Genomic DNA, 18,634 nt, shown 5'->3' with positions numbered 1-18,634 from the left:
AGAGAAGTAATCTGATAATCAGATTACTTCTTTTTATGTTTACTGTATTTTCCATGGGCTTGATAGCATGGGTATTCTGTGATATGATTTAATCAAATATTCAGCATTTTAAGAAGATACAGGAGGTGAAGAACATGAAATCAATAGGTGTAGGATATGTAAAAGTTCTACTCCATGCAAAGTCGGTAATGAAAAGAGAATGCTTTGCATGGAGTAAAGGTAAGGAAGCATTTTAAGCAATAACTCTTTTTATGATAGGCTTTGCACCTTATTAAAGAATTTTAATAATAAGGAGCAGGTGTATATGAGTTATTTAAGAGCAGATTTAATATTTCCGGATGAACTTTTAGCCGAAATTCAAAAATACGTACAGGATGGCCTGGTATATATTCCAAAGCCGAAAAAACTCCATAAAAAATGGGGTGAAAATAGTGGATGCCGAGAGGTTATAGAACAAAGAAACCTCCAAATTAAGATGAAATTTCAAAATAGGCATTGCATGGAAGAGCTGGCAGATGAATATGGATTGTCCGTTGATACGGTGAAAAGAATTGTGTATAAAAAATAAATCTAATCCTCTGGGTAAAGGTATCTTTCTTCTTTTTCCAGAGGATTTTATGTTATAGTCATTTTAAACTGTTTTTGCTATATTCTATTAGAAAGACATTAGGTATACTGGCTTTATCAACTTTGGTAAAGGATGGTGAGCTACATGGCTGTTAAATTCAGAAATAAATGTTCAGTGCTTGATTTTGGAGAAGATTATTACAAAATCAGAGCTTTTTTGATGGAATTAAAGAATCCAAACTATCTATTTGGCAGATGGGACTGGATGATAACTCATAGTCATCTCGATAAAACGGGACTGCCGGCTATAGGCCTATGGGAAGAGGACGGAGAAATCGTTGCCTTAGCTACCTATGATTGCGGACTGGGTAGCAGTTATTTTTGCATAAAGGACAACTATAGCTATCTGAAACAGGAAATGCTTCTATATGCAAAGAAAAGTTTTGGTAAAAATGGCGAATATCAAGCCTTGATAAGGGATTCGGATACCAGTTTTCAGGAGATAGCGGCAGGCTTAGGGTTTATTGCTACAGATAACAGAGAACATGATGCTGTTTATCCAATTGATTTAGAGGCCATAACCTATACACTTCCAGTGGGATTTACGATAACAAGTATGGCGGAGAACTATGATTACTATAAGTATAAACAAGTTCTTTGGAGAGGTTTTAACCATGAACTTAACGGTGAAGGTCCCTTTAACCCGACGAAAGCACAATTGGCAGAAGAAGAAATTGAAATGCATCGGCCAAATGTCAACCTGGATTTAAAAATCGCAGTTGTTGCGCCGAATGGGGACTTTGTTTCCTATTGCGGCATGTGGTATGAACCGGCTTCCGAATATGCGCTGGTCGAACCGGTCGCTACTGACCCTGCTTATCGTAAACTCGGGCTTGGCAGAGCAGCAGTATTAGAAGGTATTAAGCGCTGCGGGTTACTAGGGGCGAAAGAAGCATTTGTCGGTTCCAGCCAGCAGTTCTATTATAATATCGGTTTTCGTCCCTTTAGTACTTCAACCTGGTGGAAAGAAAAGTAGATATTAAGGAGGGATTAAATGTCAGAGAAGAACAAAAACAGTTGGAATGAAGGTGCTGCTGCATATTCAGCCTTTCTTCATTCTGAAAATTTTATGAAGAATATCATACAAGAGCCTGCAAAGGCCTTTCATTCTACAACTTGGGAGATGATTCACAAGTTTGTGCCTGACATGAAGGGAAAGAAAATCTGTGTGCCCTCAAGCGGTGATAATCACGCAGTATTTGCTTTTGCCATGTTAGGTGCAGAGGTTACTTCTTGTGATATTTCAGAGAACCAGCTTGCCAATGCTGAGAGAGTGGCAAAGAAATACGGTTGGGAGAAATCAATTACATTTATCTGTCAAGATACCATGAAACTAGATGGTCTCCCGGAGAATTCATTTGACTTTGTCTATACCTCAAACGGTGTGCATGTGTGGATAGATGACCTGCCTGGCATGTACCGCAATATTTATCGTATAATGAAGCATGGCGGAACTTACATAATGTATGAAATCCATCCCTTTCACCGCCCTTTTGATGAGGCCTTAAAGGTGGTTAAACCATATGATATGACGGGACCTTTTGAGAGTGAGTCAGAAATTACCTTTGCATGGCGGGTTATGGATCTTATGAATGCAATATTGGATGCAGGACTCTCAATTAAGCATATGGAGGAAATGTTCGCAGAGAAAGACTACAACTGGCCATTTTGGATTTCTTATGCAGATATTGCAAAAGGGGTTACAGCTACCAAGGAAGAAGTTGACCATATGCATGACTGGCGAAATAATCCTATGGCTGCTTTGCCGAATTGGATTAGTGTGGCTGCGAAAAAATAATAGTTTATTATCCATCATTATCTCAGTATTAGCATCCGGTAAAACCTTTACTTTATTCTTATAATAATTTGATGTAAAATACTACCAGGAAAGATATTTACACTTTATAGCAGGAATTGCCGAATGAACGGAGAGAAGTATGGAGAAAAAATATAATAGCCGAGTGCTTCAGGCCTTGCTTGTGTTAGCATTGTGCTCGGTATTTATCAGTGTTATCAGAATAAATGAAAAAAAACATTCATTGGAAGAAATCATGCAGGACTGGAAATCGGGAGTCAGTATGGAGGCCATTAATACCGACACAGACTATTTGAAGAAATTGGAAGGTTACAGCAGGGATTTAAAAAAGCAATATAAGGATTATGTTGTATACCAAAAAGAGGATTCGGTATTGCTTCCACCGGAGCAGATATTGAGTTACCGGATTCATTATAAGAGTGGTAATGAAACTATCGAGGGCTATGTGGCAGCGCCAAAAAATTACATGGAAAATAAATACCCGATATTGATATTTAATCGTGGAGGAAACAGAGATTATGGAGAATTGGAACCTACAACGATTGAACATTTTGCAAGATATGGTTTTATCGCCATGGGATCCCAGTATCGCGGAGGCGGAGACAGTACTGGAGAAGATGAATTTGGTGGTGCCGATGTAGACGATGTGATTGAATTAATTAACTATGCTAAGAAGTTGGATTGCACAGACAACAAATTGTATATGCTCGGTTGGTCCAGAGGTGCAATGGAAACTTATATTGTCTTGAGCCGTGATAAACGGATTAATGCGGCAGTTGCAGGTGCGGGAATTACAGATTTAAAGAAGTACTATGTAGAAATGAATCAAGCGGGGAATGTAGAAATGACAAGCATTTTACGAGGGTTAGTCGGAAATCTAAAGACTGATAGTGCAGAGTATGAGAAGCGTTCAGCAATCAATTGGCCTGATAAGATAAATACACCATTATATATAGCTCAGGGGATGGCAGATGAAAGGGTAGCGTATCATCATTCAGAAGATTTATATAATGCAATGTCTTCTCTCGGGAAGGATGTTAAATTGTCACTGTATCCCGGAATGAATCATATGGATACACCTTGGGCATTCTTTGATGATTATTTCTATTGGTTGAAGCAGCATTAATGCTAGGTTGGCGGATTCTATTAACTAATACAACAACGATAAAATGGTTTGTTATGCTTAATTTATAAATATACCAAACTAGTTATAAACATATAGCCTACAAATACTTGCAAATATTGTCGGGTATCTGTTTCTAACCTGTATTATACTTAACGCGAAAGGAGAAGTATATGGATACACTAGAAAACATGAAAAAAGCAATTGATTATATCGAAAGTAATCTTGATGGTGAAATAGAATATGAAAGGATTGCAAAAATCGCATTATGCTCTCAATATCATTTTCAGCGCATGTTTGGTTTCCTTATCGGTGTACCACTATCCGAGTATATTAGGCGACGTCGCTTAACCCTTGCCGCTTTTGACTTGCAGAATGGTAATGAAAAGATAATTGATATTGCTTTGAAGTATGGATATAATTCACCTGATTCGTTTTCTCGTGCTTTTATGGCAATGCATGAGGTTACACCATCAAAAGCAAGAGAAAAAGGCATATCGTTAAAAGCCTATCCTCGTGTAACGTTTACATTATCAATAAAAGGAGTTGTTGAGATGAACTACAGAATAGAGCAAAAAAAATCATTTACCGTTGTGGGTATAAAAGAAAGGTTTTCAAATATTGATGGTTTGGGGGAAAACGTTGGGAAAATGTGGAGTGAAACACCTCAAGAAACTATTTCTCAAATTGCCGGACTTGGGAATGGGTTAGTAGGCGTATACAGTGGAATGTATGAAGACAACACAACTGATTACTACATAGCCTCCATAACGGAAAAAGATGGTTCAGAAACAATGTGTAAGCTTGAAATACCATCACATACATGGGCAATATTTGATATAACAGGACCCATGCCTACCGCAATGGCAGAAATATGGGGACGCATTTTTTCCGAGTGGTTCCCTACATCTGGTTATGAGCATGCCGAAGCACCGGAAGTGGAGTGGTATTCAAATGGTGACTTGGGGTCGTCTGATTACAAAAGTGAAATATGGATACCAGTTATTAAAAAGTAATGTTTCTAATACGCAATTATATGGTAATCAATAGATAATATCTTTATATTAGTAAATTGAGGTAATTTATGGAGTATATAAATGCTAAGACGATTGTAAGGAAATGCATACCTAATTGGAATTATCTGTCGTTTGAATATGCTATGGATATATATCGGGGCTGTAGCCACGGATGCATATATTGTTATGCTCGAAGTAGTTATTACGAAAAAAGTGATAATTTTGACTGCGTAAGAGCGAAAAGAGACGCATTGCAGATAATTCGCGACGAACTTAGACGGAAAACAACAACAGGTGTCGTGTTAATGGGAGGCGTGTCAGACTCATACAATCCGAAAGAAAAAGAACTAAAATTATCAAGAAATGCTTTAGAATTAATCAACGCATTTGATTTTGGTGTATGTATCATTACGAAAAGCAATTTGGTTACCAGAGATACAGATATTTTATTAGACATAAAAGAACATTCCCCTGCCAGTGTGAACTTTTCTATTACCTGTTCGGATGATGAAACATGTAAAAAGATTGAACCAAATGTATCAACAACAAAAGAAAGATTCGAAGCAATTGAATATTTGACTAAAAATGGAATAACTACAGGTGTATTAATGGATCCCGTAATTCCGTATATAACAGATACAAAAGAAAACGTACAAGAAATGGTTAAAAAAGCCAAGAATTACGGCGCTAGCTATATATACCTTTCAACTCAAGTAACGATGGCCGATGTTCAGCGTGATTATTTTCTTCATGAAGCAGAAAAACATTATCCCGGAATTTCTGAAAAATTTTTGCAACGATATAAGAATTACTACCGTTGCAGATCGTTCAACAGTAAAAAAATGTGGCATACATTTGTAGAAACATGTGAAAAAGAGGGTATGAATTATGATATAAGGAAAGTTAATCAAATGTTGAGATCCGGATATAGTTCTCTTTAAATATACTTAAGTAATATTAACATAACAGAAAATAAGCATAATAGGTGGTAGCGGCTAGCGTAAGCGCACTAAGAGATTCTCAAACAAACATAAATATTTGATAGCGAACAAAAGCGACTAAGTTTTCATACTTAATCGCTTTTTCTTAGCCCAAATAATATATTAAGTTCTTATGAGTACGACACCCAAAACATCAAAAAAACAAGGGTTCCGGAAGTTTAATAACTTCCGGAACCCTTGTTTTACAATATGCAGTTGAGGGGACTTGAACCCCTACCCACGTTAAGCGGACTAGAACCTGAATCTAGCGCGTATGCCAATTCCGCCACAACTGCATGCGAAACACTAACGTATATATTCTACTACATTTTGTCCAAAAGTCAAGCTTAAATTTGTTTTTTATTCATATTTTTTTAGTTGACAAAATAATGCAATTGAGATAATATGATATCATATTGATATCACAATAATATACTTCATCAAGATGAATAAAGGCATAAATTCAATGGTAATTCCTGATTCAGCTTGATGATAAGAAAGCCGGTAATGGCAGATGGAGGATAATATGGACAATGAAAATGAACAGAAATTAAATAACGTAGAAGAAAAAGAAATCAAACCTTTGAACGGAGGAATGATGCTCTTATTGGTACTCATAGGATTCGGAGTGTCAATCTGGGCAATCATTTATGGTTCAATCGAGATAAGCAAGGAAAACTACAATATCGGAGTATTTTTATTGGTTGCGGGTATTATCTTAGTAATTGTACTTTGTATTCTGTTAGGCGGATTTCATATTTTAAATCCCAACGAAGCAATTGTAATGACGCTGTTTGGTAAGTATTATGGAACAATTAAAAAGGAAGGGTTTTATTATACCAATCCTTTTGCTGGAGCAATTCACCCGGCCAGAACAGCACCGGCAGCTGCTAATACCAACGCTGCTAATTTCGGTACAACTGCAGCACCTGCAACTACCGCTGATGTAAGCAGCAAGAAGATTTCAACCAAGACACTTACCTTAAGCAATGAAAAGCAAAAGGTGAATGATGTATTAGGTAATCCTATTATTATAGGGGCAGTAGTTATATGGAGAGTAGCAGATCCTACCAAAGCTGTTTTTAACGTGGATAATTACAAGACTTTTCTTTCCATTCAATGTGATTCAACTATACGAAATGTTGCAAGACTTTATCCCTATGACACGATGGAGAACGATGCCGATGAGAAGACTTTAAGAGGAAGCAGCCAGGAAATTGCAGATAGTATGAGAGTGGAACTGCAGCAAAGAGTCAGTGAAGCTGGCCTTGAAATTAAGGAAGTTAGAATTACCCACCTCTCTTATGCGGAAGAAATCGCAGCAGCAATGCTTCAGAGGCAGCAGGCAGTGGCTGTAATTGCAGCCAGACAAAAGATCGTGGAAGGTGCTGTCAGTATGGTTAAGATGGCAATCGATCAGTTGGGACAGGAAGAAATTGTTGTATTGGATGATGAAAGAAAGGCAGCTATGGTAAGTAATCTTCTAGTAGTGCTCTGCGGTAACAAGGATGCCCAGCCTATTGTAAACAGCGGTTCTATTTATTAGATTCCATAGAAAGGCAGTATAATGACAGCAAACAATGAAGGTAATATCGATAAAAGGGAAGAAGAACTTCAAAAACGCCTTGAAAGAATCAAAGAAATTGAACTGGAGCTCTTACAAAAAGAGAAGCAGATAAAAGAAAAAGAGAAATCCAAAAAACAGATTCTTTTAAGACTGTCGCCGACATTATGGAATGACCTGGCCGCATGGGCAGAGGATGATTACCGCTCCATTAATGGTCAGATTGAATTCCTGCTGTCAGAGTGCGTACGAAAGCGAAAAGGAAATTAAACAATATCTATTGTTACGCCTTTGAAATAATCTAAATCCAATGATACGAAACAAAAATCTATAATTAGGAACCGTCCGGGTTTAAGAGTACACAGTTATGGCTAATGTACTCCTGAAAACAAGACGGTTCTTTTTTTTTATTATTAATAGGATGGAAATTGTTGGATTTTAAAACGATTTTTAAGAAAGCATCGGAATCATTGTTAGAAAGTAATGAAAAAGCACTAACTTCATGTTGAAAATAAGTGCAAAATATGTTATTATAATAAAAACGTTTTTATTTAAATTAGCATGAAACAAAACAATAGAAACCTAAGAATAAGCTTTGTATTTTAACCGGCAGACAGATTAGAGTTGCAGAAAGGAAATTTTTATGCAGGAGAATGTGGTAAAGGGATTTTTAGATGTAGATGGTACAAGAATTATTAACGAAGAGGGAAAGACGGTTCTCTTAAAAGGCTGGGGACTTGGCAACTGGCTTTTGTGTGAGGGATATATGTGGAAGTCCATGGGAGGTGAGCGCTTCGACAGGCCAAGAAGAATTGAAGAAGTAATTGAAGAGCTTACTGGTGCAGAGTATTCGAAGGAATTTTGGATGAGGTTTCGTGAGAATTATATTAACGAAGCTGATATTAGGAGGATGAAGGAGCTGGGGTATAATTCGGTTCGTATCCCTATTAACTCCAGACTATTTTTAAAGGAAGCTCCAGGGCTTAACTGGGTGGAGGAAGGTTTTTTACTTCTTGACAGGGTAATTGACTGGTGTGAGAAATACGGCCTGTATGCCTTTATCGACCTCCACGGTGCACCGGGCGGTCAGACCGGGGCAAATATCGATGATTGTATCGATGATATGCCGAGACTTTTTATTGATGAGGACTGTTTTCAGAAAGGGATACAGTTGTGGAAGCGCCTGGCTGAAAGGTATTCAGACCGATATATTGTCGGCGGCTATGATTTGTTGAATGAACCGCTAAGACCTAAGAGACATGCGAAGGATAAAGAAGTGGAGTATCTTGTTCCGCGCCTTTGTGAGTTTTATGAGAAAGCAACCGCAGAGATCAGAAAAGTAGATAAAAAGCACCTTCTAAGCATCGAGGGGCATCACTGGGCTACTGCCAATGATGTTTTTTATAAAAAATATGATGATAAGATGGTTATTCATTTCCATCGATATGCTTGCATTCCGGATAAATCCTGTTATAGAGACTACCTTGAGCTGAGAGAGAAATGGAATGTTCCTCTTTGGCTCGGAGAAACCGGAGAGAATACCATAGAGTGGTTTACGGCCATGTATCCCCTGGCTGAAAGTCTGGGTATTGGTTACAATATCTGGCCCTGGAAGAAGATGGACTGTACCAATTCACCCTGCTCTGTGCCTATGCCTAAAGATTGGAACCTGATAATTGATTACACCAATGGCGGTATGCATCCGGGCTATGACAAAGCAAAGGAAATATTAGAGGAATACCTGCACAATATGCTCCTTGATAACTGTGATTTCAAAGAAGAAGTATCAGCAGCAGTTCTTAGAGAACCCGGAAGTGTTATCAGAGGAACGGACTTTGATGAGTTTGCAGTAAAGGGGAACTCACTTTTCCCGGAGGAAAATCTTATTTCTGGCAAAGGGATAACCTATTCTGGGTTACATATGGAAGATAATATATACCGTTATCGTCTCGGTACCGGTATGACAATAAAAGAGAAGCATAAGGATTATCAGAAGAAATTCGGCTTTGATTGCGGATTCCTTAAGTATGTAGTGGAACTTGCACAGGAGGAGTATGCCGGGTACAGCCTGAATAATATCGGAGAAAAATCAGAGATTTCTGTAAGTTATTATTGTAAGGAAGCTGCTGTTTTTGAAATATTACAGGATGAAAGAGTCCTTTCTGTCATAGAGTGTAAGCCGGGAGAGGAACAAAAAAGCACCGGCAGACTTGGCTTAAGTCAAAGCAGACATTCTATACTTACCGTAAAAGTGATAAGAGGAAGTATCGAACTGGAAGCTATTCATACATATAGGGGAGAGGAAATCAAGGAATGATTCAGAGTATGAATAAAAGCTATGAAGTTAATAACAGAGAGCTTAAAGGTAGAAAAAATACAGAAAAGGCAGTGAAGAAGTGTCTGTTTGTACTGGGAGTCTTGTTCCTGCTAGGGAGCCTTACAGCCTGCCAGAAGAAAGCAGATGCCCCTGATCCGACTCCCACACCGACAGCAAAAGTTGAAGAGCCTGCTGGTACAGCGAAAGCGGAGGACAATGCGAACTCTGAAAATAAACAGAGTAAGAATACGGAGGTAATTACAGTTACAAAGAGAGAGCCAATCAGTGAAGATGATTTTTTAAAAGCGAAGGATAAGAACCTGCGTAACAAGTCCGGTGAAGGAGAGGTGGTAAATCTTAGAGGCACCAATATTGGTGGCTGGCTTTTTCAGGAATTCTGGATGACACCTACTAATCCCGGAACAGAGGTAAAAGACGAGACAGGTATCTATACTTATCTGGAGAAAAAGTTCGGAAAAGATGGCATGTATGATTTGGTAAAGCTTTACCAGGATAATTATTTTACCGAAAAAGATCTTGATAACTGCCAGAATCTTGGAATAAACTGCTTAAGACTTCCTTTTTGGTACCGGAATATCGTAGACGAAAAGGGTGAGTTCTATGCAGATTGGTATAAGACCTTTGACTGGTTTATAAAAGAAGCGGGAGAGAGAGGAATGTATGTAATCCTTGACTTCCATGGAGCTCCGGGGTCTCAAAACGGCAGTGACCATTCTGGTCTTGACGGTGGAGAGGATAAGATGGGAGCCTCCAGGTTCTTCTTTGGTGAGAAAGCCGAAGTTAAGAAAAATCAGGAACTTTTCTATAAAATTTGGGATGAAATTGCTAAACGATATGCGGGAAATCCGGTAGTGGCAGGTTACGATCTGCTCAATGAGCCTTATTGTACCTACCGCTATAACTCAGGCAAAAGTGATGAGGAACTTCACCGTATTCTTTGGAAGGTATATGATACTGCTTATGACCGTATTCGTGCACTGGATAAGGACCACGTAATTGTAATGGAAGCAACCTGGGATCCTGTTGACTTGCCTGACCCCACTGAATACCAATGGGAAAACGTTATGTATGAATATCATAACTATCTTTATGATGATTATGATAATGCAGCAGGCAAACAGATAACCAACATGGAAACCAAGGTAAATGCAATTGCAACGGCTGATTATAATGTTCCCAGCTATTTAGGCGAATTCAGTTATTTTAATAGTACCGAGGCTTGGGATGAAGGTCTTATGTTACTGACAGCGGCTGGACTTAACTGGACTACCTGGACATATAAATGTGTTTCGGAATACGGTAATTGGGGACTGTATAACCAGTCGGTAGGAGATGTTACCCTGGAGAATACTTCAAAAGAGGCTATCGAAAATGTCTGGGGGGCCAGCGGCAAATCCGTAGAAAATAAAGATTTAAGCCATGTATTCACAAAGTACTGCGTAATGCCTGCGGCAGAGAATTCTCTTGGGTTAAAACCGGTTGATTTCTCAGAAGGGCAATACAGCATAAAAGCACTGCATAAGAATCTATATGTTTCTATTCAGGGAGATGGCAGTTTGCTGGCAGCAGATGGTGAAATAAAGAATTATTTTCACCTTATCAAGGGGGAAAAAGGAACCATACTTTTGCAAGCGGAGGATAAAAGCTATATAACGGTGGATAAAACTACAAAGAAATTAAAAGCCGGTGGAAAAACAGTAAAGGATGCCGATAGTTTCACCTTAGTTGAAATATCCGATGCGCTTTATGCTCTTAAGTCTTCCATAACAGGCAAATATGTCTGCTCTGATGAAAATCTCAGCGGAACTCCTTTAATTGCAGACCGAGACAGTCCAAGCAGCTGGGAGAGTTTTTTTATTACAGCAAAGTAATGGGTTGATTTTTCTCTCCCGAAGATTTAATGTATGTATAATGGATATAACCAAAGGAGATAAAAACATGATAAACCCTATGAAAATGATGAAATTAAAGAAAACCTGGGATACCTTTACTACAAATCACCCTAAGTTTCCTAAATTCATGGAAGCGGTTAAGAATAAAGGCTTACAGGAGGGAAGTATCATTGAGATTACGGTAACCACAGCATCCGGTGAGACTCTTAGTTCTAATATAAAAATTAATGCCTCCGATATGGAATTAATATCTGATTTAAAAGATGTTGCACAATAATGAAAATATGATAGAGGAATCCGCTAATAGCTTAATCGTTTATTATGCAAAAACTGCCGCCCAGAGTTCTAGCTTGAACCTTGGCGGCAGTTTTTACAGGAAGCATATGACGGTATTTATTCTGTGAGGTAATCGTAAATTTTAACTTAGTTTGTGCATATAATAGCTAAAACGTATAGATTCGGTGGAGTATGAAAAAAAATATTAAGGAGGCACTACAAGGTTTTGGCATTCGGAAAGCGCTTCAATATCTGGATTCCAATCCTGAAAAAAACATCCCGCAAGTTTTAAACTGGCTGATAAAGATTGACAAAAAGGGGAGATATGTTGGGAATCAGGCGAGGCTAATTCTGTCATATATGAATAATAAGGACAACAATTGGTACCGCCTTATTCAAAGTCTTTATACAGATATTGATAGTGAAGTAAGAAAGAAACTCTTTGAAAATTTTATTGTAAACGGAGTATTTTTAGGCGGGAAAAGACAGCATAAAGCCCGTGCAAAACATCAATGCAATGTACCCTGGGCGATCCTTCTCGACCCAACCTCAGGCTGTAATCTGCACTGTATAGGCTGTTGGTCGGCAGAATACGGAAATCATCTGAATATGAGCTTTGATACACTGGATAGCATTATAACCCAGGGAAAAGAATTGGGGATATACTTCTATATCTACTCCGGCGGCGAACCGCTGGTCCGAAAAAAGGACATTATAGCCCTATGCAAAAAGCATAATGACTGTTCCTTTCTTGCCTTCACCAACGGTACTTTAATTGACGAAAAATTTGCTGATGCGATGCTTCAGGTAAAGAACTTCGTCCCAGCTATCAGCGTGGAAGGTTTCAGGGAGGAGACAGATTTTAGAAGGGGAGAAGGAACCTTTCGGGCAGTGGAGAAGGCGATGGAAACTTTAAGAGCTAAGCGGCTTCCTTTTGGAATTTCCTGCTGTTATACCAGTAAAAATACGGAAGTGATTGCAAGTGAAAAGTATTTTGATTACATGATTGAAAAAGGAGCTAAATTTGCATGGTTCTTTACGTATATGCCGGTAGGAGCAGATGCTAAGCCGGAGCTTTTGGCAACAGCGGAGCAAAGAGAGCTTATGTATCATCGTATCAGGGAATATCGTGAAAGTAAGGCAATCTTTACGATGGACTTCTGGAATGACGGTGAATATGTAAAGGGGTGTATTGCAGGTGGCAGAAGATATCTTCATATTAATGCCAATGGTGATGTAGAGCCTTGTGCCTTTATTCATTATTCTGACAGCAATGTTTATCAAAAGACCATTCTGGAAGCTCTAAAGTCTCCTTTGTTCATGGAATACCATAAAAACCAGCCCTTTAACAAAAATATGCTAAGACCCTGCCCGCTTTTGGATAATCAAGGAAGACTTGCAGAAATGGTGGAGAAGTCTGGAGCAAAATCCACAGATCTAAAGAATCCGGAAAATGTGAGAGACCTAACAGAAAAATGTATACCCGCTGCTGACAGATGGGAAGTCGTTGCAGACAAACTCTGGGAAAACAGTCATAGCTGCACCTATTGCGACGGTTGTGCGGCAAGATTCCATGGTCTGCACAAAGAACTGGATGAGAAAGAATAGTATTTAAACTAAATTTTTATATACAGATTATATTGCATTATTGAAGTTATTTATAAAAATTATCATATTCAACATTGCAGAATACAGATATTTCTATTAAGATATAATAAGACAGGATTATATAGGAAGAACGGAGGATTAAAATATGAAGTTTAAAGAGATACCTTATGAACGCATTGATATGGAAGAGGTAAAGAAAGGCTTTGAGGCCTTAATTAAAGAGCAGAAGGAAGCAAAGAGCGGACAGGAGCAGTTTGAAATCCATAAAAAAGCCTACGCGTTGCGTGATAAGGTACTTACACAGATGACAATCTGTGAAATCAGGCATACAGGAAATACAGTTGATGAATTTTATGAGAATGAAAATAATTACTATGACGAGAAAAAGCCGGAGTTTGATGACCTTACGCTTCAATACTCCAAGACCCTCTTAGAGTCACCTTTCAGAGATTATCTGGAAGAGAAAATCGGAAAAGTAGCATTTAAGAATATCGAATTAATGGCCAAATCCCTGGATGAGAAGTTGATTCCCCTTATGCAGGAAGAAAACAATCTGGTATCCACCTATCATAAGCTGATTGCCAGTGCCAAGATTATGTTTAATGGGGAAGAACTTAACATCTCTATGTTAAGAAAATATCTGACGGATTCTGACCGTAATATCCGTAAAGAGGCTTGGAGTAAATTATCCGGCTTCTTCCAGGAAAAGAGCGGAGAACTGGATGATATTTATGATAAGATGGTAAAGAACCGTACAGCACAGGCTAAGCTGATGGGCTATTCTAATTATGTTGAACTGGGTTATTGCCGTATGAATCGTAACAGTTATGATAAAGTCATGGTTAAGAATTTTAGAGATCAGGTAAAGAAAGTTTTTGTTCCTTTGGCTACAAAGGTACATGAAGCAAGGAGAGAAGCTCTGGGATTGGATTCTTTAAAGTTTTATGATAATGAAATGTACTTTAACAATGGCAATCCGGCACCGATTGGAACTCCTGAAGAGATTCTAAGATGGGGCAAGGAGATGTATGATGATTTATCTCCTGAAACCAAAGAATTTTTTGATTATATGTATGAAAATGAATTATTTGACGTTTTAGGCAGAAAGAATAAACAGGCAGGTGGTTATATGACATTCCTGCCGGATTATAAAATGCCCTTTATCTTTGCTAATTTTAACGGAACCAGCTCCGATGTAGATGTTATAACACATGAGTGCGGTCATGCTTTCCAGGGATATGTGGTGAGAGACTATGAGGTAGAAGAACATAGGGATATCACTATGGAAACCGCAGAAATACATTCTATGTCCATGGAATTCTTTACAGATCGTTATATGGAAAAATTCTTTGGTGACAGAGCAGAGGATTACAGGAAGATGCACCTTGCGGAATCCGTCACTTTTATTCCCTATGGTTGTATGGTAGACGAATTCCAACATATTGTTTATGAAAATCCGGATATGACCCCAGATGAGAGAAAAGCTGTTTGGATGAAGCTTGAGAGTGAATACAGGCCCCATATGGATTATGCTGATGACCCCTTCTTTTCTAAGGGTGGATTCTGGCAGAGACAGCTTCATATTTACGCCAGTCCTTTCTACTATATTGATTATTGCCTTGCCCAGACTTGTGCACTACAATACCGCATAAAGATGGATAAGGATTATAAAAAGGCATGGGAGAGCTATCTTGCTCTTTGCAAACTCTCTGCGAAAGAATTCTATGAACCGATGTTAAAAGAAGTCGGACTTGATTCTCCTTTCCAGGATGGTTGTATGAAGAATATTGTTGAGGAACTTACAAAGACATACTATAATAACTAAATAAGCGAGCTGTTACAGTAACAGCAGCTCAAAAGCCGCCGTTAAGGGCGGCTTTTGCCATTGATACCTAGAATAAGTATTTGCAATATAAACATAGAGATATGGCATAAGAAATTGCCGGAATGGAGATATGTATGATATTATCATTATTATATAACAAAAATCCTTATGTAACAGCCATAGAAGAAGTTACCGGTGAGAAGGTACAAGTCTGCCCGACCAAAGAAGAAGCCTTAAGGTATCTGCCTGAAACAGAACTTATTATAACCATCGGAGGAGGCAATTTGTCTGTTCCCATAGATGAAGAAATGTTAAATGCCGCACCCTTATTAAAATGGGTATTTAGTATAAGTGCCGGCGTGGAAAAGCTTCCCCTAGAGGAATTAAAGACAAGAGGAATCCTTACCACCAATACCAGCGGAGTGCATGCAGTTACCATTGCAGAATATGTTATGGGTGGACTTCTTGCCATGAGCCATCATTATGACAGGTATATCCCTCTTAAAAAGGAAAAGAAGTGGGGGAATCTGATATCAGAAGAAGACATGGAAGGAAAAACACTTCTGGTTATAGGAGCAGGACATATTGGCTCTGAAATTGGGAGAAAGGCTAAGGCCTTTGATATAAAAGTACTGGGTCTTAAGAGAAAGGTATGCAGTCTGGAAGGCTTTGATGAAGTATATAGGATGGATAGGTTAAGAGAAGTTCTGCCTCAGGCAGACTATGTGGTCATGGCAGCACCCCTTACCGCTGAGACCTATCATCTAATGGGGGCAGAAGAATTCGCACTCATGAAGAATGAGGCTGTTTTTGTTAATATTGCAAGGGGAGATACAGTCAACGAACAGGATTTGATAGAAGCCCTGACAGAAAAAAAGATTAAGGGTGCGCTTTTGGATGTTTTTCATGAAGAGCCACTCCCGACTGAAAGTCCCCTATGGGAGCTTGATAATGTTCTCATAACGCCTCATAGCTCCGCAATCTCTAAGAATGTAATTAATAAAGTCATAAAAATGTTTGAGGAAAATTATATAAAATACAAAAATGGTGAGAAGTTAATCAATGAATTGTATTAATGAAGTGGGTGCCGCAAAGGAGTTTCTGTCAATCCGCAGAGATAAGTTTGCGACACCCATTTTATTCAAGAATCTGCTATTCCTTAATAGTCTTCTACCATCCGGTACCCTACACCGATTTCTGTCAGGATGTATTCCGGTTCCACAGGATTCTTTTCAATCTTTCTGCGTATATTAGCCATATTTACTCTTAGAATCTGATTATCTTTTTCTGCATAGGGACCCCATATTTTTGTGATGATGGAATCATATGTCAGTACTTTTCCAGGGTTATTGGCAAGAAGGGAGACCAGCTTATATTCTATTTGAGTCAGATGTACCTCTTCCCCTCTGACAGTAACCAGATGTTTATCAAAATCTATTAGAAAATCCTTGGTCTGATAGCTGTTTTTTACATTGCCTTTTTTGCTGTCAGCTTTGGTATAGTGTCTGAGTGCGGTTCTGATACGTGCCAGTAATTCACTGGTGCCAAAGGGCTTAGTAATGTAGTCATCACCGCCTGCGTCCAGAGCTTCTACCTTCGATTGTTCATCAACCCTTGCAGATACCACCAATATAGGGAGGGAGGACCACTCCTTGACTTCCTTAATGACTTGAAGTCCGTCCATATCCGGAAGCCCCAGGTCCAATAAGACCAAATCCGGACAATGAGAAGAGATAAGTTCAATTCCTTCTCTACCGGTACGGCAAATGATTACCTTATAATGATTTGCAGAAAGCGTAGCATCGATAAATTTACTGATGGTAGGTTCATCTTCTATTACGAGTATTTTAATCTTTTTGCTCAAATGTATTGCCTCCTTCAAGGGGAAGTGTAAATGTAAACAGGGCTCCGCCGCTTAACTGGTTTTGGGCATTAATGGTTCCGCCATGGGCCATAATAATAGTTTTGCAGATAGAAAGACCAATGCCGATACCTTTTACAGAATCACTATTATGGGCTGTAGTCGGGGATATGCCTTCAAATACGGTATCATTATCATGGAAAGTAAGGCCTTTTCCATTATCTGATACCTTGAAGACCACTTCATTCTCTCTCTTTGTTACAATCAAGGATATCATGGCACTTTTCCCGGCATATTTAACTCCATTTTCTAACAGATTAAATAAAACTTGCATGATTAAAGTGGCATCCATGGGTACCATAAGAAACTCTTCCGGTATACGTACCTGCAGATTTGCTTTGGGATAGCGTTTCCTTAATCGCCCGATGGCAGCGGTCACAACCTCTTCTAATGGCTCAGGTGATTTGTTTACACAGGATTCTCCATCTTTGATTCGGGTTACGGATAATAGATTCTCTACCATGTGCAAGAGCCAGTTGGAATCTTCGTAGATGTATTTAATAAGTTTATCCTGTTCTTTTGCACTTAGCTGTTCTTTATTATTCATGATTGTCTCACTGGCGCCAATCATGCCGGTAAGAGGTGTACGAAGATCATGGGAGATTGCCCTCAGAAGATTTCCGCGCATTTTCTCCTTCTCAGTTTCTACCAGCATATTCTGTGCCGAATCAGCCAGATACTGGCGTTCTAATGCGATGGCAGCCTGGGAGATAATTAACTTTAAATAATCTAAGGTGTTTTTATCCAAGGGCTTTTGACCAAGCTGAAATATTCCGATTACACCAAGTATTCTTTCATGAGATATCAAGGGAAGGTAAGTACAGCTGGACTCATTTCCAAAGTCTGTATGAAAACCGGCAGCTTTTTTATTTTCAAAGACCCAATGGGCAACGAAACGTTCATGACTTGAACACATAATGGTTTCATGTTTGGGTGCCAGGCTATATATCATGCCCTGTTCTCCGGACTGAGGAGACCTGATATAGAAGATACAGGAGCAGCCGGTAAGGGAAGAGACATATTCCAGAGCAAGTTTTTCAATGTCTTGTATTCCATTTAAAGAAAGGAGTTTCCTGCCGATTTCATTTAATTTGACAGTTTTTTCTTCCCGTTCCTCTGTTTCTTTTATATGTTTCTTCAAACTTGCAGTTATCGCACTTATTATGATACATATGAAGAACATGCCGTTCAGAGTCACGTGATAACCATGCTTGTAGGGCAAAGAAAGGAGCGAGGAAAAAAAAATATAGTAATAAACAACAGCTATTCCTAAAAAAGAAGCAACAAAGCCGCTGAAATAACTTTCTGTAATTTTAGAAATAACAATAATAGAAAGGATATAAAAAATATAAACATTACTATACTCTCCTGTTTGACGAGTCACGACAACAGAAAGGATAGCAGAAACAAGCAGTGTGAGAATGATTTTTAAAATGTCGGAGATAATAATTGATATCTTTGTCTTGGACATAGTACTCCTCGTACAATACAATATTTTTTCAAATTATTTTTATTATAATATATTTTTTTATGTTGTACCATAGTAATTTCTAGCGAATAAATGGAGTATATGTAAAGATTGATGGTTGGAAGTCTGTAAAAAGAGCTTAAAAGAAAGTTATACATGATTAAAATATCAGTAAATAAC

At 38.5% G+C, this 18,634-nt stretch carries 16 protein-coding genes and 1 tRNA gene; 14 read left to right on the top strand and 3 right to left on the bottom strand.

The window, feature by feature from the left end; genetic code table 11:
- Positions 1 to 304 precede the first annotated feature (304 nt).
- From bsdcttw_RS20975 to bsdcttw_RS20950, 6 genes are all read left to right on the top strand, one after another.
- Entirely contained in the window at positions 305 to 568 is a 264-nt protein-coding gene (locus bsdcttw_RS20975; RefSeq protein ID WP_185256737.1) for a CD3324 family protein, read from the top strand.
- 144 nt (positions 569 to 712) lie between these two features.
- Positions 713 to 1,603 (top strand): GNAT family N-acetyltransferase, encoded by an 891-nt coding sequence (locus tag bsdcttw_RS20970; RefSeq protein WP_185256736.1) that lies wholly within the window; start codon positions 713 to 715, stop codon positions 1,601 to 1,603.
- An 18-nt stretch (positions 1,604 to 1,621) separates the two neighbouring features.
- Positions 1,622 to 2,425: a class I SAM-dependent methyltransferase gene (locus tag bsdcttw_RS20965; RefSeq protein WP_185256735.1), complete on the top strand. Its 804-nt coding sequence runs from the start codon at positions 1,622 to 1,624 to the stop codon at positions 2,423 to 2,425.
- A gap of 139 nt (positions 2,426 to 2,564) precedes the next feature.
- On the top strand, positions 2,565 to 3,569 hold the full coding sequence (locus tag bsdcttw_RS20960; protein ID WP_185256734.1) for an alpha/beta hydrolase family protein: 1,005 nt from the start codon (positions 2,565 to 2,567) through the stop codon (positions 3,567 to 3,569).
- Positions 3,570 to 3,739: 170 nt separating this feature from the next.
- Complete coding sequence (locus bsdcttw_RS20955) at positions 3,740 to 4,582, top strand: AraC family transcriptional regulator (RefSeq protein WP_185256733.1); 843 nt, start codon at positions 3,740 to 3,742, stop codon at positions 4,580 to 4,582.
- 68 nt (positions 4,583 to 4,650) lie between these two features.
- Positions 4,651 to 5,523, top strand: coding sequence for an SPL family radical SAM protein (locus bsdcttw_RS20950; protein ID WP_185256732.1), 873 nt, complete (start codon positions 4,651 to 4,653; stop codon positions 5,521 to 5,523).
- Between the two features lie 250 nt (positions 5,524 to 5,773).
- On the opposite strand, the gene bsdcttw_RS20945 is transcribed toward bsdcttw_RS20950, so the two are convergent.
- Positions 5,774 to 5,858 (bottom strand) — tRNA-Leu (locus tag bsdcttw_RS20945).
- A 230-nt stretch (positions 5,859 to 6,088) separates the two neighbouring features.
- On the opposite strand from bsdcttw_RS20945, the gene bsdcttw_RS20940 reads away from it, so the two are divergent.
- The 8 genes from bsdcttw_RS20940 (at position 6,089) to bsdcttw_RS20905 (ending at position 16,141) form a co-directional block, all read left to right on the top strand.
- Positions 6,089 to 7,108 carry an SPFH domain-containing protein gene (locus bsdcttw_RS20940; RefSeq protein ID WP_185256731.1) on the top strand — a complete coding sequence of 340 codons (1,020 nt, stop codon included), beginning with the start codon at positions 6,089 to 6,091 and terminating at the stop codon, positions 7,106 to 7,108.
- Between the two features lie 129 nt (positions 7,109 to 7,237).
- Positions 7,238 to 7,396, top strand: a complete 159-nt coding sequence (locus bsdcttw_RS25420; RefSeq protein ID WP_185259907.1) for an Arc family DNA-binding protein — start codon at positions 7,238 to 7,240, stop codon at positions 7,394 to 7,396.
- A 373-nt stretch (positions 7,397 to 7,769) separates the two neighbouring features.
- Complete coding sequence (locus tag bsdcttw_RS20930) at positions 7,770 to 9,443, top strand: glycoside hydrolase family 5 protein (protein WP_185256730.1); 1,674 nt, start codon at positions 7,770 to 7,772, stop codon at positions 9,441 to 9,443.
- Positions 9,440 to 11,335, top strand: coding sequence for a cellulase family glycosylhydrolase (locus bsdcttw_RS20925; RefSeq protein WP_185256729.1), 1,896 nt, complete (start codon positions 9,440 to 9,442; stop codon positions 11,333 to 11,335). Before bsdcttw_RS20930 ends, bsdcttw_RS20925 begins: the two co-directional genes overlap by 4 nt.
- Before the next feature lie 67 nt (positions 11,336 to 11,402).
- Positions 11,403 to 11,633, top strand: coding sequence for a hypothetical protein (locus tag bsdcttw_RS20920; RefSeq protein ID WP_185256728.1), 231 nt, complete (start codon positions 11,403 to 11,405; stop codon positions 11,631 to 11,633).
- A gap of 191 nt (positions 11,634 to 11,824) precedes the next feature.
- The gene (locus tag bsdcttw_RS20915; protein WP_185256727.1) at positions 11,825 to 13,240 is read left to right on the top strand and encodes a radical SAM protein; all 1,416 of its coding nucleotides are present in this window, start codon (positions 11,825 to 11,827) and stop codon (positions 13,238 to 13,240) included.
- A 145-nt stretch (positions 13,241 to 13,385) separates the two neighbouring features.
- Positions 13,386 to 15,065 carry a M3 family oligoendopeptidase gene (locus bsdcttw_RS20910; RefSeq protein ID WP_185256726.1) on the top strand — a complete coding sequence of 560 codons (1,680 nt, stop codon included), beginning with the start codon at positions 13,386 to 13,388 and terminating at the stop codon, positions 15,063 to 15,065.
- A gap of 134 nt (positions 15,066 to 15,199) precedes the next feature.
- Positions 15,200 to 16,141: a D-2-hydroxyacid dehydrogenase gene (locus bsdcttw_RS20905; RefSeq protein WP_185256725.1), complete on the top strand. Its 942-nt coding sequence runs from the start codon at positions 15,200 to 15,202 to the stop codon at positions 16,139 to 16,141.
- Positions 16,142 to 16,224: 83 nt separating this feature from the next.
- Here the strand turns inward: bsdcttw_RS20905 and bsdcttw_RS20900 are convergent, their stop codons facing one another.
- Both bsdcttw_RS20900 and bsdcttw_RS20895 read right to left on the bottom strand, forming a co-directional pair.
- Positions 16,225 to 16,929 carry a response regulator gene (locus bsdcttw_RS20900; protein ID WP_185256724.1) on the bottom strand — a complete coding sequence of 235 codons (705 nt, stop codon included), beginning with the start codon at positions 16,927 to 16,929 and terminating at the stop codon, positions 16,225 to 16,227.
- On the bottom strand, positions 16,913 to 18,457 hold the full coding sequence (locus bsdcttw_RS20895) for an ATP-binding protein (protein WP_185256723.1): 1,545 nt from the start codon (positions 18,455 to 18,457) through the stop codon (positions 16,913 to 16,915). The genes bsdcttw_RS20900 and bsdcttw_RS20895 overlap by 17 nt, the downstream gene beginning before the upstream one ends.
- Positions 18,458 to 18,634 lie beyond the last annotated feature (177 nt).

The organism is Anaerocolumna chitinilytica (assembly GCF_014218355.1).
Classification (GTDB): domain Bacteria; phylum Bacillota; class Clostridia; order Lachnospirales; family Lachnospiraceae; genus Anaerocolumna; species Anaerocolumna chitinilytica.
The sequence above is the reverse complement of the archived record's forward strand: the minus strand, read 5'-3'. Positions and strand labels throughout refer to the sequence as shown.